Source organism: Falcatimonas sp. MSJ-15 (assembly GCF_018918265.1).
Lineage (GTDB): Bacteria > Bacillota > Clostridia > Lachnospirales > Lachnospiraceae > Falcatimonas.
This window is the reverse complement of record NZ_JAHLQC010000006.1, coordinates 37233-52873: the sequence shown is the minus strand read 5'-3', so window position 1 is coordinate 52873 and position 15641 is coordinate 37233. Positions and strand designations below refer to the sequence as shown.

Below are 15641 nucleotides of genomic sequence, written 5' to 3'. Positions count from 1 at the left end.
TCTATTTATCCTCACTTTCCTGTATATTTGTATTGTCTATTTTGCCTATATTATCTGTATTCTGTGTCTGACTTACATTATCCTGCTTTTCTGTATCCTGCTCTGTGTCTGTACTATTTTGTTCTTCATTTGCTATGATGCATTTGAAGAATTCATCATCTTTAAAACTTCTAAGTTCTCTATATTTAAAGCCCGGTATATTACGGTCAAATCCACATATTCCTTTGTAATCGCAGTAATCACAAGCTGTTTTACTGTCTTTTCTATATGGATTAACATCTGCTTTTCCATCAAGAATATCTTTTCCGAATTCTTTTATCTTATCTTTTGCGAACTTACACATCATATCAAACTTAGCTTCATCAGTAGCTTTAGAGTAACTGCTTAATCTGCCATCTTTATTAATCGCAACTGGAACTACATCCGACTTGACGCCTGCTGTAAGATTCTTATCAAACATCTTTAATACTTCAATATCTGAATTAATAAGTCCTTCTGGTTTTAGTTCTTTTAGAATAGCTGTATCTATATCACCATCCGATACTTTGTCACGCTCAATAAGTGGATTCTTGATATTGTAATATAACATTCCTCCTGTTTTTACTTCTTTGCCTTTTTTTGCTTCCTCAAGTTCCTTCGCCGCATCAAGATATAATATTAACTGAAGCTGAAGTCCATAATATATCTGTGCAAAATCAAGTGTTGTCTTACCTGTCTTGTAATCTATTATCTTGATATATATCTTATCTTCTCTCTCGCACAGATCCAGTCTGTCAATTCTTCCTATTAACTTCATCTTTGCCTGTTTTTCTTCTATATCCATAATCATTGCTTTTGAATCTGCACGTCCAAAGTCAATCTCATATTCTCCCGGCTTAAATTCTCCGGCTTCTATCTGCTTAGTAAGTGCCCATACAGTTCTCCTTACAACTTTCTCAATTCTGCTTATAAGATATTCATTCTGATGTGAGCTTCTAAGTATCGTATTACCATAATCGTCTGTTACTTCTTTAACACTATCTGCTATAAGTTCGTTTCTCTTTTCTTCACTAATCTGTGTCCAATCTGCCCCAAGTGATTTTACTTTAATACTATACCTTAAAAGCGACTCATGATACAAAGTTCCCATGTCTGCTGCCACAAGTTCATATATCTTTCTTTTTTCAAGAAAGAGTCCGTATGACATAAAATGTGCAAATGCACAGGCTGCATACTTTTCAATTCTTGTTACAGAGCTTGTTATCTGCTTACCATATAATACAGCTGCAATAGCTTCTGATATCATATCATTACTATTATGTATAAATCTACAGTCACGTATCTTCCTAATCTCTTCACCATATTCTTCATTATCTCTATACCACTTATAAAGTTCACGAAACATCGAATTATTAATTATCACATCATTATCATTAAGTCCTTCTATCACATATTTAAGTGTCGCTTCTTTTGTTGTGACTATGTTCATATTCCATTCTTTTATATCTGTATCTGTACATATAATATCAGGAAACATTCTTCGTACCATATTAATAAGATATGATGGTCTTATTGCTTTACCGTCACTTGATGCTCTCGCATAACTAAGATATAGCATAGCATCTGCCTTAGTAAGATTAAGATACAGATAAAATTTGTCTATAAAAGAACTTTCTCTCTGTGTTGGTGCAAGCTCTACTCCTAATGTCTCAAGAACTCGTCTGTCATATTCTGTAAGGATTCCACCACCTGATGAATTCTTTGGAACAATGCCTTCGTTAACACCAATGAAGAATAGTACTTTTATATGATTAAGTCTTGTTCTCTCGATATCACCTGCAACAACAGAATCAATTGATGGTGGAATTACACCGACTCTTATCTCTTCAAAGCCAGCATCAAGAATTGCCGCATATTCTGTAAGCTCCATCTTCTCATCACCGAGCAGACTTACTATCTTATCATATAATGATATAACTTCCTTAAAACATAATTTGTATTCTTTTGCTCTCGCCATGTCTTTGTTATCTGTAAAATAGTTAATATACTCCTGCATCTTTGTCTGTATATTCGCTTTAGTCATAATATTAAAAAGTGCTGTTGTTATATCTCTCACATTACTATTTTTGTTACATATTATTGATACAAAATCGTCTGTGAATTCTATAACCTGTGCTCTTATTCCATTTATCTTATCAAGATCTACAGCTTTTTCTTTTCTGGTCTTATAATTACGCTTCCATACTCTTTTCCAGCTCTTTCTTCCTCTTATTCCTGTTGCAAGTATATAATTCTCAAGCATATATATATCATCATAACTAACTGGTGTAAGTCCTGTCTTTAAGAATCTGAATACACTCTCATAACTGTAATCCTGACTTGCCATAAGTATCGCACTTCTTATGAATTCTACAAGTGGATTGCTCATTATTCCTCTTTTATTATCTATAAAACATGGTATATCATATTCCTTAAAAGTGTCTTCAATATAATCTGCATATCTCTCCATATCGCCTGTTACCACTGCAATATCTTTGTATCTTACTCCACTGTCTGCAATCATCTTCTTAATCTCGCCGGCAACATATCTTACTTCTTCTGAAGGATTTATACTTGTAAGTAACTTAATTGATTGAGGTTTTTCCTTAGTCTTACCATTATATACACGCTTGCCATATCTGAATATATTCTTCTCAAGGAAATCAAGTTCTTCATTATCTGCAAATCTGCCTGTTTTTCCATTACATATTATTGGTTTACAGACTGTAACATCACTTTCTTTTGCAAGTTCTGTAAGCTTATTTATCGTCTTCATACTCATATAGAAAAGATCATGTTCCCTAAGGCTCTTAAATCCGGTTGAATCGGTTGTTACAGTTATCCACACATCTTTTGCATATATCATAAGCTTTTGCACAATCTTATTCTGCACCGGTGTAAAACCTGTGAATCCATCAAATACAATTACACTTTTCTTAATAACCTCTGATCTATCAAGAAGCTCTAATAATATCTCAAGAATCTCTTCTGCTGTAATATATTTTTCATTAATATATTCTTTAAATTTATTATATATAAGTCTGATATCTTTTAATTTTGAACTTAAAAGCTCCCTACCGGTCTGTTTGTCCATAATCATATCAAGTTCTGATACTGATATACCATATTGAAGAAGTTCTGATATCATTGACTTCATCTCACTTGTAAATCCCGGTTTTTTAACGTTTTTCTTATATATAATAAGCGCATCCTTGTTCTCTTCTATCACTTTGCGAAGTACAAGATTCTTACCTGTATCTTCAAGCACAAGTTTCTCACCATATCCGACTTCATCCATTATTCTATATGCAAGTCTTTGGAAACTTAGAATATCTATATTCATTACACCATGATTTTCACTCATACTTACAATATCTCTCTGTGTCTCCATTGTAAACTGTTCCGGAACTACTACTATATAGTTAGTGTCCTTATCTGTTTTGGCACTCTCATTAATCGTCTTATACATATAATGTGATTTACCTGCACCTGAACTACCTGTTATCATTCTTAAAGCCATATTCATTCGCCACTGAAAATTCCTAATATTATATTACAGTGACTTACCCCTTTCTATTTTTTATCATACATCATTACACTACATATACTATCAGGCATATATCCTAGTTATGCAGTATTATGTCCTAGTTCTTTAGTTATTTCACCAAATAATTAGTTTTCCAAAAAACTGCTTATTTTTATGCATAATTTAAGAAATCACAATGATTTCGTTATGTTAAATTTTTCAATTAAATTTCTGCATATTTTTACTCCTTATATAATACAATATATTAAGTCCAATAAAAAGGAGTAATGAAAAATGAGTTCAAAAACACGACTTTATGTAATCAAATCAAAAGAATTAATATATACTACTCTATTTGTTGTAGTAGCCCTTGTTCTTGTCATTCTAATGGTCTGTATGTTCCTGCCTGATAAAAATAACAAAAAAAGCAGTAACAAAAATACCAATCCTATTATTTCTAACCTGCAATCTGAGACTACATCTGATATAACAAGCCCTACTATTCCTAATCTGCAATCCGAGACTACATCTGATATAACAAGTCCTACTATTCCTAATCTGCAATCTGAGACTGTAACTGACGTTACAAGTCCCCCTGTTTCTAATCTGCAATCTAATACTACATCCGAAGTATTCTCATATACTCCCGGTATATATTCGTCCGACATTATTCTTGGTGGATATTATGTAAACCTCTCTCTTACAATAGACAATGATCGGATTAAATCTGTGGAACTTAAGAATCTTACAGAAGCAGTTTCAACAATGTATCCGCTTATTGAACCTGCTATGTCTGACATAGAAAAAGAGCTTCTTAGCTCTGGAAGTATTAAGAAGCTCTCCTACTCTGGTGATAACCAGTATACATATTCCGTTCTCGCTGACACTGTAAATAGCCTGTTAGATCAGGCTGTCAACCTCGTTAAGCCATAATGTTGCACACGCATCACTTGGCATTCTTAGATCACCTCTTGGTGATACTGCAACACTTCCGACTTTAGGTCCGTCAGGAAGACATGAACGTTTAAACTGCTGTGCAAAAAATCTTCGATAAAATGTTTTCAGCCATTTTAATATAGTCTCTTTGTTATATGCTCCTTCAAAAGTCATACATGCAAGTCTGTATATTTTTGAAGGACGCATTCCAAGTCTTAATACATTATACATGAAGAAATCATGAAGTTCATAAGGTCCTACAAGATCCTCTGTCTTTTGTGCAATCTCTCCATCTTTTGGTGGAAGAAGTTCAGGACTTACAGGTGTATCAAGTATGTCATATAATACTGCACTTAATTCTTCACTGCCACATGTATCTGCATAATAATTAACAAGATGTCTTACTAATGTCTTAGGAACTGACGCATTGACACCATACATTGACATATGATCTCCATTATAAGTTGCCCATCCAAGTGCAAGTTCTGACATATCACCTGTACCAATTACCATTCCACCTGTCTGATTAGCTATATTCATAAGAATCTGGGTTCTCTCTCTTGCCTGTGAATTCTCATAAGTTACATCATGAACCTCTGGATCATGTCCAATATCCCTAAAATGAATATTTACAGCTTCTTTTATATTAACTTCTCTTATTGTTGCATTAAGCTTCTTAGTAAGAAGTATTGCATTGTTATAAGTCCTATCTGTTGTTCCAAAACATGGCATTGTAACGCATGTTATATTACTTCTGTCAATATTAAGCATGTCAAATGCTCTTACTGTAACAAGAAGTGCAAGTGTTGAATCAAGACCTCCTGATATACCTATAACTGCAGACTTGCAATGAGTATGTGCAAGTCTTTTCTTAAGTCCCATTGACTGAATATTAAGAATCTCTTCACATCTTCTGTCTCTATCTGTTTTTGATCCCGGAACAAAAGGTGTTCTCGAATATGTTCTTGTAATGTTAGTATCTCTTAATTCCATTGCAAAATGTATTCTCACATAAGATTCATCTTCTTCCATCTCATAAGTTGTCATTCTTCTTCTCTCGCTCTTAATTCTTACAAGATCCACATCCCCATATATTATTCCATTAACAAATCTCTTTGATTCTGCAAGTATACTTCCATTCTCTGCTATTATATTATGTCCGCCAAATACAAGATCCTGTGTCGATTCTCCTTCGCCTGCATTAGCATACGCATACGCACATACAAGTCTTGCTGACTGGCCTGATATAAGCTCTCTTCTATATATATCCTTACCTGTTGTCTCATCGCTTGCTGATGTATTAACAATAAGTGTTGCACCATTAAGTGCATGTGATATGCTAGGAGGACATGGCACCCATACATCTTCGCATATCTCTGCTGCTACAACCAGTTCAGGCATATTGTCACATTGCAACAATATATTCATTCCCATAGGAACTTGTTCGCCATCAAATGTTATATTTTTAACAATCTTATTACCTCTTGCAAAATGTCTCTGTTCATAGAACTCGCCATAGTTAGGAATATTATATTTTGGTATAAAAGCAAGCACTTTTCCTTTATATAGAGCTGCTGCCACATTATACAGTTTCCCATCATTTTCCAAAGGCAGACCCACAAAAATAAGTGAATCATACTTAGAACTCTCTCTTTTTAATTCCTTTAGTGCATCTAATGCACCTCTTAGAAGAGTTTCCTGTAAAAATAAGTCATTACATGTATATCCGGTAATAGCAAGTTCCGGAAATACTATAACTCTCGCCCCATTATTATACGCTTCTTCCATTCTTAACTTTATCTGCCCTGCATTGTATAAACAGTCTGCTACCTTAAGATCTGGTGATACACATGCAACTTTTAAAAAACCATCTTTCATCTTATTACTCTCCTCTTTTTTATGCCTATGCCTATTTTTTGACACTCATATTTAATATAGTCCACAATGTATTATAAGACAAGAAAAAAGTGTTAGAAATTGCTAAAAAATATATGTATTTTGACTTGATTTTTTATGTATTTGATGATAGCATTAAATGTTGTTAGAGGTAAGGAGTATTCGGTATGAAACAAAATTTTAAAAAGCACATTTTTATTGGTGCAGGCGCTGTCTTATGTGTTGTTTTACTGTTTGTTATAGTTTTAACAACCGGAGTATTTGGACAGACATCTCCTATCGAGATGAACAGCACCAACAGTTCCACTAATGAAAGTGGAACAACTACAGGAACTAAAGAGACAAAAGAACACAGTGAAAAAGTTAAAACTGAAACAGAGAATGGCAAAACCCCAGTTAATAGTGAGTTACCATACTATATCAGTGTTAACAGGGCAGCTAATTGTGTTACAATTTATAAGGCTGGCAGTGATGGATATTATTCACTCCCTTATAAAGCAATGATATGTTCTACAGGTAGAGATACACCTGCTGGCGTATTTTCAATTTCCGACAAGTATGTATGGCGACTTCTTGTTGGCGATGTATTTGGTCAGTATGCATCACGTATCTGTAGTGATATATTATTCCACTCAGTTCCTTATTATACACAGGATAAAGGCGATTTAGAAACAGCAGAATACAATAAGCTTGGTACAAAAGCCTCTCTTGGTTGTATCAGACTTAAAGTTGAAGACTGCAAGTGGATATATGATAACTGTCCACCGGGAACAATCGTAGAGATTTATGATGATGAGGCTAATCCGGGACCACTTGGTAAACCAACAATCTCAGAGATCCCACTAACTGCAAAATGGGACCCTACTGATCCGGACTCTCGCAATCCATGGTCATTCCGTGTTAAATCACTTACTATTTCAGAAGAAAATGTTACTATCGAAAGAGGTTCATATTTTGATGAAATAAAAGGTATAGTTGCCACTAACAGCGACAACTATTCCATTAATGATAGTATTCAGATTAGCGGAACGGTCAATGTTAACAAAGTTGGTACATATAAACTTACTTATACAGTTGAAGACTACTATGGGGGCTCAATTTCTAAGACAAAGACTGTTAAAGTTGTAGATACTGTAGGACCTCAATTTGTTAACGTTCCATCAACATTATACTGGTCTAATCCAGCAACACTCACTAAAGATGTTTTACTCAATGGCGTATATGCTGTTGATGGTAAAGATGTTATAAAATCCGGAATTACAGTTACTCATAGTGATTTTGTAATAGGAGACAATATTGTTACATATAGTGTATCTGACAGTGCAGGTAACAAGACAACTTATCAGGCTCATGTATATATTGATAATACTGCTCCGGTATTAACCCTTAGCAGTAATAAGAATATAAGTGATCATTCAGAACTTTCAAGCGAATCTTTAGCTACAAGAATCTCTGTAAGCGATGATATGTCAGGTGTTAATATGAGTTCACTCTCTATAACTGCCACACAGACAGGTGGTAACCTCTATACTATTGTTTATCAGATATCAGATTACTGTGGTAATGTCGCAACAGCATCTGAGACACTTACACTTATAGTTCCAGAGACAGAACCTGCTACACAGACTCCGGAACCAGCTACACAGACTCCAGAACCAGCTCCTACACAAGCTGCTGCTGAACCTGCAACACAGGCTCCTAGCGAACCAGTAACAGAAGCTCCTACTGAAGAATCATCATCTCAGAATTCTTCACCAGAAGAAAGTGAGAGTAGTAACAACTAATTTCTAACCGAATATTAATATACAGTGCTTTGAATTCTATTCGTTGCCTGTAGATGCAGGAAGTGCAGATACATATAGCTATCTGCACTTCCTTTTTTATTACTATTCACTAGTGTTATCCCTTGTATTATTATTATTATTATTGTTATTATTGTTATTATCAGTGGCAGGCTGTGATACAGTTGCATTATTATCAATGCCATCTCCTATATCTTTTATTCCATTACCTATGCCATCTCCTATATCTTTCACACCATCACCAATACCGTCTCCTATATCTTTTATTCCGTCACCAATACCATCACTTATATCCTTGCTATCAGTTCCGATATCATCAATAAGTCCATTTTCTGTATTGCCATTATCTGTTGTTCCATTATTAATTTCTGTCGTATTCTGTGTTGATGTGTTAGTATCTGCTCCGGTTGTTCCTTTATCAGTTCCATTCCCGTTACTCCCATCATCAGTACAACCACCTAATAGTGCAAGACACATTATCATTGTTATACCTGTTAGAATTTTTCTGATTTTTCTCATATTCAGCTCTCCTTTATATGTTGGTTATTTTAATAATTTCAAATATACTGATTTTAATTAAGTACCAGTTATAAGTTATTATGATCTATTTTTTATAATCTATTCATAATTTTATGGAGAATACTTGCCGATATAATTTAATGGACTATTTTCAGATAATTCTTCTCAATATTGTATTATTGTTCTAAGTTAATTTTAATTTTTGAAATTTTATATATTTTATATCGAATGTTAACAATTCGTTCAAAAAACGGACACAATGATGACACATAGTACTTTTATACTATAAGAGAAGTGAAATAAGTAGTACTTTTTCATCCTCATATAGCCTTGATGCAAATCAAGGCTCCTCCCCGATAATAACAAATTTTTGATAAACTTTTTCATTATACTTTGGCCGGTGCCATTGGCACCGGCTTCCCTCCCCTAATTCGGGGCTTTTTTTATTTTTGCTCTTTGTCAGATCAGATATGATAAACCATACTTTTAATCTTTTTTCTTAGTATACTATTTTATTATTTATAATTTTCCTGTATAATTTTTCGTGTAAGATTTTTTAATATATGTTCTTAGACGATTAACCAATTACATCACTCATATTGTAAAGGCCCGGCTGTTTACCACTTAAGAACTTAGCAGCCTGTACAGCACCTTTTGCAAATATTGCTTTTGAATATGCTGTATGCTTAAATTCTATAACTTCATCCATTCCGGCAAATATAACTTCATGTTCACCAACAATAGAACCACCTCTTACAGCACTGATTCCAATCTCATTTTTAGCTCTTTTTACTCTTTCTTTGCTTCTGTCATATTTATATTCATATACATTATCAAGTGATTCATTAATTGAATCTGCAAGTGCAAGTGCTGTTCCACTTGGTGCATCAACTTTCTGATTATGATGTTTTTCAACTATCTCAATATCAAATCCTGCTTCTGCAAATACTGGTGCTACTGATTTTAATACTTTCATTAATGTATTAATTCCAACTGACATATTAGCTGATTTTAACACTGCTACTTTTTTGCTTGTCTCATTAACTCTGTTAAGCTGCTCTTGTGAAAGACCTGTTGTACATAACACTACCGGAATATTCTTAGCTTCACTATAATCAAGAAGTGCATCAACTGCTTTTGCACTTGCAAAATCAATAATTACATCTGCTTCTACATCACATTTTTCAATTGATGAGAATACAGGATAATTGTTATGTCCGTCATCGTATGGATCTACTCCTGCTACTATTACAGTATCAGCATCTTCATTAACTATTCCGGTAATTACCTGTCCCATCTTACCATTGCATCCATGCATTATCACTCTTACCATGTTCTTATTTTGCCACAGACTATTCTCTTAAGTCTGCAACGCTCCTTTCTTTTTCATTATTAGTTTTTTGATATTTTTTCAATCGTAGTTATATAATTTACTCGTAGTTATATAATTTACCTATCGTTATTACAACTAATCCCGCATCATCATAATATTCTATTCTCATATACTATATTAATCTTCATACCATAAAAGTTAAACGATTAATACACTCTATGCTTCATAATATACTATAACAATGCGGGGTTCATATCTTTATCTATATTTTATTATTTTATATTAATTCCGTAATTTACCATTGCATTTTTAAGTTTCTCAAGATTCTTAGGTTCCATCTCACAAAGTGGTCTTCTAAAAGGTCCTGCTTCCATTCCCATAAGATTAAGAGCTGTCTTAACAGGAATTGGATTAACTTCACAGAAAAGTGCATCGATAAGTTCAATCGCTTCAAGCTGTAATCTTGCACTCTCTTTTGTATTGCCTTTTAAATATTCAGCTACTATATCATGTGCTTTCTTAGGTGCTACATTAGATAATACTGAGATAACACCTATACCACCAAGTGAAAGAATTGGTACTATCTGATCATCATTACCTGAATATAAGTCAATATCTCCATTAGTAAGTGACATAAGCTTTGCAACCTGTGATATATTGCCTGTAGCTTCTTTAATACCTACAATATTGTCAACGTTCTTAACAAGTGTTGCTGCTGTCTCTGGAAGTATATTACATCCTGTTCTTCCAGGAACGTTATACATAATAATAGGTGTACTGTCTACACTATCTGCTACAGCTTTGTAATGTTCAATAAGACCTTTTTGTGTTGCCTTATTATAATATGGTGTTACTACAAGAAGTCCGTCAGCGCCATATCCTGCTGCTTCTTTTGATAAATAAATGGCTGTTTCTGTACAATTTGAACCTGTTCCTGCTATTACAGGAATTCTCTTATTCACTTTATCTATTGTATATTTTATACATTCTAAGTGTTCCTCATGAGTAAGAGTTGATGCCTCACCTGTTGTTCCACAGATAATTACGGCATCTGTACCATTCTCAATCTGATAATCAAGCATCTTACCAAGTCTGTCATAATCTACCTCTGTGTTCTCCTTAAATGGTGTTACAATTGCAACGCCTGCTCCTTTAAAAATTGCCATTTTTCTTTTCCTCCTAAACTTTGATATGTAGGAAACTAACCGAAAAAAAGAGCCAGCCCGGGGCTGACTCTTTAAGATAAAGTACGTAACTAAAATCCTAATTCGTTAAGTAGCTCCCCATCTGTTGATGACAGTCATATAACTATTAATCATATGCCCAGCTGGCCGCACATCAGGTTACAGCCTGCTTCGGCGTCTTTCCCTTTTCTCTGCAATCATCTATCCTGAATATATCATGCAGGCTACTAATGAAAAACGCAACCTCTACTTCTGAAAGTTATTATTGCTTTCTTATCTACAATATAACATTAACACTCTTCATTGTCAACGAATTCTATTTTACTTACGGACACTTCGTATGCCACTTTTTGAATGCTTTCACCATTATCTGTCTTCTTGGTATACTCACGACTCTGAATACGTCCCCATACTCTGATATGACATCCCACTTCAAATCTTGAGCAGTATCTTGCATTTCTGCCCCATGTTATACATGGAATATAATCAGATTTACCATATGGTCGATTTACAGCAATTAATAGATCTGCAATCTCTCTTCCAAGAGGAGTCTTTCTGTAAACCGGTGGCTTGCACACATATCCATCTAAATAGATCTGGTTAGTCTTAGCATATTCGCCTGCATTATCTGTAAATTCGATTTCTCTGGCAAAAATAGAAAGAAGTAATCTGTTTTTGTTATTCTCATGTCTGTTAAAAGATCTGAACTGACCAGATGCTTCAACTGTACATCCTCTGTAATCCTTTTTTACATCAACAAGACGTTCTGATACCATAATTGGTATTATATCAGCTGAATCGCTTAGTCTGTTGACTGAGACATTGACAATGTAGAAACCTTCTCCAAATACCTCATGACTGAATTCAAATTTGGATACTATCTCTCCTATAATGCTTACTCTGTTGTTTTCAATGACTTTATCCACCATCTCTGTGTTTCTCCCTTCTCAAGCAAATTATTGTGCTTCTTGTATTTGTCTGTAATTAATTGTATTCAGCAAATCCAACTTTTAGAACTAGTATTTCTCTTGCCTAAGAGTTTTTTACACTGTTTTGCCATACTATTACTGACTTTAATAGTATTCTGGAATAGTGAGTTTTTATTCCATTGCACACATTATATCAGCAAATCCTTTATTTTGCTAGAAGAAATCGACTTTTTTTAATTTTCTATATGATTATAACACTATACAACAATCTATTAATTGCTATTATGTGCGAAAAATGTTGCAAAAAGTGTTGTCTGATTGTATTATTTAGCTACTTACGGATAGATATTGACTGATTAGATTATTATATATTTTAAAAAGTGCTATCCTATTGGCATATTAATATTTTATAAAAAAAGTACTATCTGATTAACTTATTATGTTTTATAAAAAAAAGGGTTGTAATTAGCCTAAAATATGATAAACTAATACAGTTGCAATGTTCGTTGAAATTTGCGTCTTTTAATAAGAAGACGTTATCTGGAGGTTTTATTATTATGAAAAAGAAACGTGAAGATATTAGAAATATTGCCATTATCGCTCATGTTGACCATGGTAAGACAACATTAGTTGATCAGCTTTTAAAGCAGAGTGGTGTATTTCGTCAGAATCAGGAAGTTGCTGAACGAGTAATGGATTCTAATGATATCGAGAGAGAACGTGGTATCACAATTCTTTCAAAAAATACAGCAGTTTATTATAAGGATACTAAGATTAACATTATCGATACACCAGGCCATGCTGACTTTGGTGGTGAAGTTGAACGAGTTCTTAAGATGGTTAATGGTGTTGTTCTTGTTGTTGACGCTTATGAAGGTTCAATGCCTCAGACTAAGTTCGTTCTAAGAAAAGCTCTCGAACTTGACCTTCCTGTTATTGTATGTATTAACAAGATTGACAGACCTGAAGCAAGACCTGATGAAGTTATAGATGAAGTTCTTGAATTATTCATGGATCTCGATGCATCAGACGAGCAGCTTGACTGTCCATTCGTATACGCATCTGCTAAGAACGGTTATGCTATGTTAAATCTTGATGACGAACCAAAAGACATGACTCCTTTATTCGAGACAATCGTTAACTATATTCCTGCTCCTGAAGGAGATCCTGATGCTGATACTCAGGTATTAATCAGTACAATTGATTACAACGAATATGTTGGACGTATTGGTGTTGGTAAAGTTGACAATGGTACAATTAAAGTTAATCAGGATCTTTTACTTGTTAATCATCATGATGAGTCAAAACATCAGAGAGTTAAGATTTCAAAATTATATGAATTTGATGGTCTTAATAAAGTAGAAGTTTCAGAAGCTACAATCGGTTCAATCGTTGCTATATCAGGTATTGCAGATATTCATATCGGAGATACTCTTACTTCTCCTGAGAATCCTGTTGCTATACCTTTCCAGAAGATCTCAGAGCCTACAATCTCTATGAACTTCATGGTTAACGACAGCCCACTTGCAGGTCAGGAAGGTAAATATGTAACATCAAGACACCTTCGTGACAGACTTTTCAAAGAATTAAATACTGACGTATCATTAAGAGTTGAAGAAACAGAGACAACAGAATGTTATAAAGTATCAGGACGTGGTGAACTTCATCTTTCAGTTCTTATTGAGAACATGAGACGTGAAGGATTTGAATTTGCAGTAAGTAAAGCTGAAGTTTTATATCATACAGATGAAAGAGGTAAACTCCTTGAGCCAATGGAACTTGCTTATGTTGATGTACCAGAAGAATTCTCAGGTACAGTTATTCAGAAGTTAAGTTCTAGAAAAGGTGAACTTCAGGGTATGTCAGCAACTAACAACGGCGGATATACAAGACTTGAATTCTCTATTCCAGCAAGAGGTCTTATCGGATACAGAGGCGAATTCATGACAGATACTAAAGGTAATGGTATCTTAAATACTACTTTTGATGGATATGCTCCTTACAAAGGTGATATTCAGTATAGAAAACAGGGTTCACTTATCGCTTATGAAGCAGGTGAGACTATCACTTATGGTCTTTACAATGCACAGGAACGTGGTACATTATTCGTTGGCCCTGGTGAAAAAGTATATGGTGGTATGATTATTGGACAAACAGGAAAGGCTGAAGACATTGAAGTTAACGTATGTAAGAAGAAACAGCTTACTAATACACGTTCATCAAGTGCTGATGATGCTTTAAGACTTGTTCCACCTAAGATTCTTAGTCTTGAACAGGCTCTTGAATTCATCGACACAGACGAACTTCTTGAGATTACACCTAAGAATCTCCGTATTCGTAAGAGAATTCTTGATCCAACATTACGTTATCGTTCAAAAAAGAATGGTAAATAATTATGGATTTTTTGTATCTTCTTCAAAATTTAAGGACTACTCCGCTTAATATATTAGTACAGTTCATAACATATTTTGGTCAGGATCTTATTCTTGTATCACTTATATGTATAACTTACTGGTGTTTTAATAAAGAATATGGATATAAAGCATGTTTTTCATACTTCTTATCTGGTATTCTTATCCAGTCACTTAAGGTTACTTTTAGAATAAAAAGGCCTTTTTTGACAGACAAAAGACTTCATCCGGTTGACAGTGCAGTGAAAGCTGCAACCGGATACTCTTTTCCAAGCGGACATACGCAAGGTGCTACATCTATATATAGTTCTCTTGCTTTCTCACTTAAGAAAAGAATATACATTATTATATCTGGCATCATCATAATACTTGTAGGTATGTCAAGAATGTATCTTGGAGTTCATTCTCCAAAGGATGTTCTTACAGCTTTTGCAATAGCATTAGTATTAAGTATCCTTGTTGATAGATTCTATAATACAATATCTGCTAATATAAGACGTGAACGTATATTTATTATATCAGCCATTATTATATGTCTGTGCCTTATCATATATACTTTCGTCCTTGTCAAGACAGGCAATACTACTCCTTTTCTTGCAAAAGACAGTTTTGTAACACTTGGTGGTGCTATTGGATATTTTGCCGGATTCTATCTTGAAAAGAATTATGTTAGATTTAATACATCTTGTAAATCTATACCATTACACATTATCAAGGTTATTCTTGGCATGGCAGGCATCGTTGTAATAAAAACATTACTTCCACTTGTTACAGGCAAAGGAATGATTGCCAACACAGTGCGTTACTTTTTTAATGATAATTGGCTTGCATATGTATATCCAATTATCATTAAAAAAGTTTTCAATAAAAATCTATAACTAACAAAAGCAAGGATTATCGTTCCTTGCTTTTGTTTTGCCAAAATATACATTTTGAGCGAAACTCCAATACAACATACCAAAGATTGTCAGAATATAAATAGCATCAACAAAAACACGCTCTCGCTAAGTGTTCGCCGTAGCGGTACTAAGTTTGTTGAAAGTCTTTGCCTTTCAACGCACTAAGTGCCGACGGCTTCCACATTGTT

At 34.1% G+C, this 15641-nt stretch carries 10 protein-coding genes and 1 riboswitch; of the genes, 4 read left to right on the top strand and 6 right to left on the bottom strand.

Features of this window, described 5'->3' with window-relative positions:
- Position 1 precedes the first annotated feature (1 nt).
- On the bottom strand, positions 2-3538 hold the full coding sequence (gene addB, locus KQI85_RS05930; protein WP_216575169.1) for a helicase-exonuclease AddAB subunit AddB: 3537 nt from the start codon (positions 3536-3538) through the stop codon (positions 2-4).
- Positions 3539-3838: 300 nt separating this feature from the next.
- Between addB and KQI85_RS05925 the strand changes: the two genes are divergently transcribed.
- Positions 3839-4477, top strand: coding sequence for a hypothetical protein (locus KQI85_RS05925; RefSeq protein ID WP_216575168.1), 639 nt, complete (start codon positions 3839-3841; stop codon positions 4475-4477).
- On the opposite strand, the gene KQI85_RS05920 is transcribed toward KQI85_RS05925, so the two are convergent.
- Positions 4445-6358 (bottom strand): NAD(+) synthase, encoded by a 1914-nt coding sequence (locus tag KQI85_RS05920; RefSeq protein WP_216575167.1) that lies wholly within the window; start codon positions 6356-6358, stop codon positions 4445-4447. The genes KQI85_RS05925 and KQI85_RS05920 overlap by 33 nt on opposite strands.
- 185 nt (positions 6359-6543) lie before the next feature.
- Between KQI85_RS05920 and KQI85_RS05915 the strand changes: the two genes are divergently transcribed.
- Positions 6544-8160, top strand: a complete 1617-nt coding sequence (locus KQI85_RS05915) for an immunoglobulin-like domain-containing protein (RefSeq protein ID WP_216575166.1) — start codon at positions 6544-6546, stop codon at positions 8158-8160.
- 102 nt (positions 8161-8262) lie between these two features.
- Here KQI85_RS05915 and KQI85_RS05910 read toward each other — a convergent pair whose 3' ends face one another.
- From KQI85_RS05910 to KQI85_RS05895, 4 genes are all read right to left on the bottom strand, one after another.
- On the bottom strand, positions 8263-8697 hold the full coding sequence (locus KQI85_RS05910; RefSeq protein ID WP_216575165.1) for a hypothetical protein: 435 nt from the start codon (positions 8695-8697) through the stop codon (positions 8263-8265).
- Positions 8698-9274: 577 nt separating this feature from the next.
- Positions 9275-10030, bottom strand: coding sequence for a 4-hydroxy-tetrahydrodipicolinate reductase (dapB, locus tag KQI85_RS05905; protein WP_216575164.1), 756 nt, complete (start codon positions 10028-10030; stop codon positions 9275-9277).
- 272 nt (positions 10031-10302) lie between these two features.
- A complete protein-coding gene (gene dapA, locus KQI85_RS05900) occupies positions 10303-11196 on the bottom strand; it encodes a 4-hydroxy-tetrahydrodipicolinate synthase (protein ID WP_216575163.1) in 894 nt (297 codons plus the stop codon).
- 102 nt (positions 11197-11298) lie between these two features.
- A riboswitch (Lysine riboswitch) is annotated at positions 11299-11471 on the bottom strand.
- Positions 11472-11504: 33 nt separating this feature from the next.
- Positions 11505-12143 carry a single-stranded DNA-binding protein gene (locus KQI85_RS05895; RefSeq protein WP_216575162.1) on the bottom strand — a complete coding sequence of 213 codons (639 nt, stop codon included), beginning with the start codon at positions 12141-12143 and terminating at the stop codon, positions 11505-11507.
- A gap of 557 nt (positions 12144-12700) precedes the next feature.
- Here KQI85_RS05895 and typA point away from each other — a divergent pair.
- Together typA and KQI85_RS05885 are read left to right on the top strand one after the other, a co-directional pair.
- Positions 12701-14536 (top strand): translational GTPase TypA, encoded by a 1836-nt coding sequence (gene typA, locus KQI85_RS05890; RefSeq protein WP_216575161.1) that lies wholly within the window; start codon positions 12701-12703, stop codon positions 14534-14536.
- Between the two features lie 2 nt (positions 14537-14538).
- On the top strand, positions 14539-15432 hold the full coding sequence (locus KQI85_RS05885; RefSeq protein WP_216575160.1) for a phosphatase PAP2 family protein: 894 nt from the start codon (positions 14539-14541) through the stop codon (positions 15430-15432).
- The last annotated feature ends 209 nt before the right edge of the window (positions 15433-15641 follow it).

Bases quoted from the DNA above. Each gene is read 5' to 3' on its own strand.
- addB (WP_216575169.1), bottom strand. From the start codon at position 3,538: ATGGCTTTAAGAATGATAACAGGTAGTTCAGGTGCAGGTAAATCACAT.
- KQI85_RS05925 (WP_216575168.1), top strand. From the start codon at position 3,839: ATGAGTTCAAAAACACGACTTTATGTAATCAAATCAAAAGAATTAATA.
- KQI85_RS05920 (WP_216575167.1), bottom strand. From the start codon at position 6,358: ATGAAAGATGGTTTTTTAAAAGTTGCATGTGTATCACCAGATCTTAAG.
- KQI85_RS05915 (WP_216575166.1), top strand. From the start codon at position 6,544: ATGAAACAAAATTTTAAAAAGCACATTTTTATTGGTGCAGGCGCTGTC.
- KQI85_RS05910 (WP_216575165.1), bottom strand. From the start codon at position 8,697: ATGAGAAAAATCAGAAAAATTCTAACAGGTATAACAATGATAATGTGT.
- dapB (WP_216575164.1), bottom strand. From the start codon at position 10,030: ATGGTAAGAGTGATAATGCATGGATGCAATGGTAAGATGGGACAGGTA.
- dapA (WP_216575163.1), bottom strand. From the start codon at position 11,196: ATGGCAATTTTTAAAGGAGCAGGCGTTGCAATTGTAACACCATTTAAG.
- KQI85_RS05895 (WP_216575162.1), bottom strand. From the start codon at position 12,143: ATGGTGGATAAAGTCATTGAAAACAACAGAGTAAGCATTATAGGAGAG.
- typA (WP_216575161.1), top strand. From the start codon at position 12,701: ATGAAAAAGAAACGTGAAGATATTAGAAATATTGCCATTATCGCTCAT.
- KQI85_RS05885 (WP_216575160.1), top strand. From the start codon at position 14,539: ATGGATTTTTTGTATCTTCTTCAAAATTTAAGGACTACTCCGCTTAAT.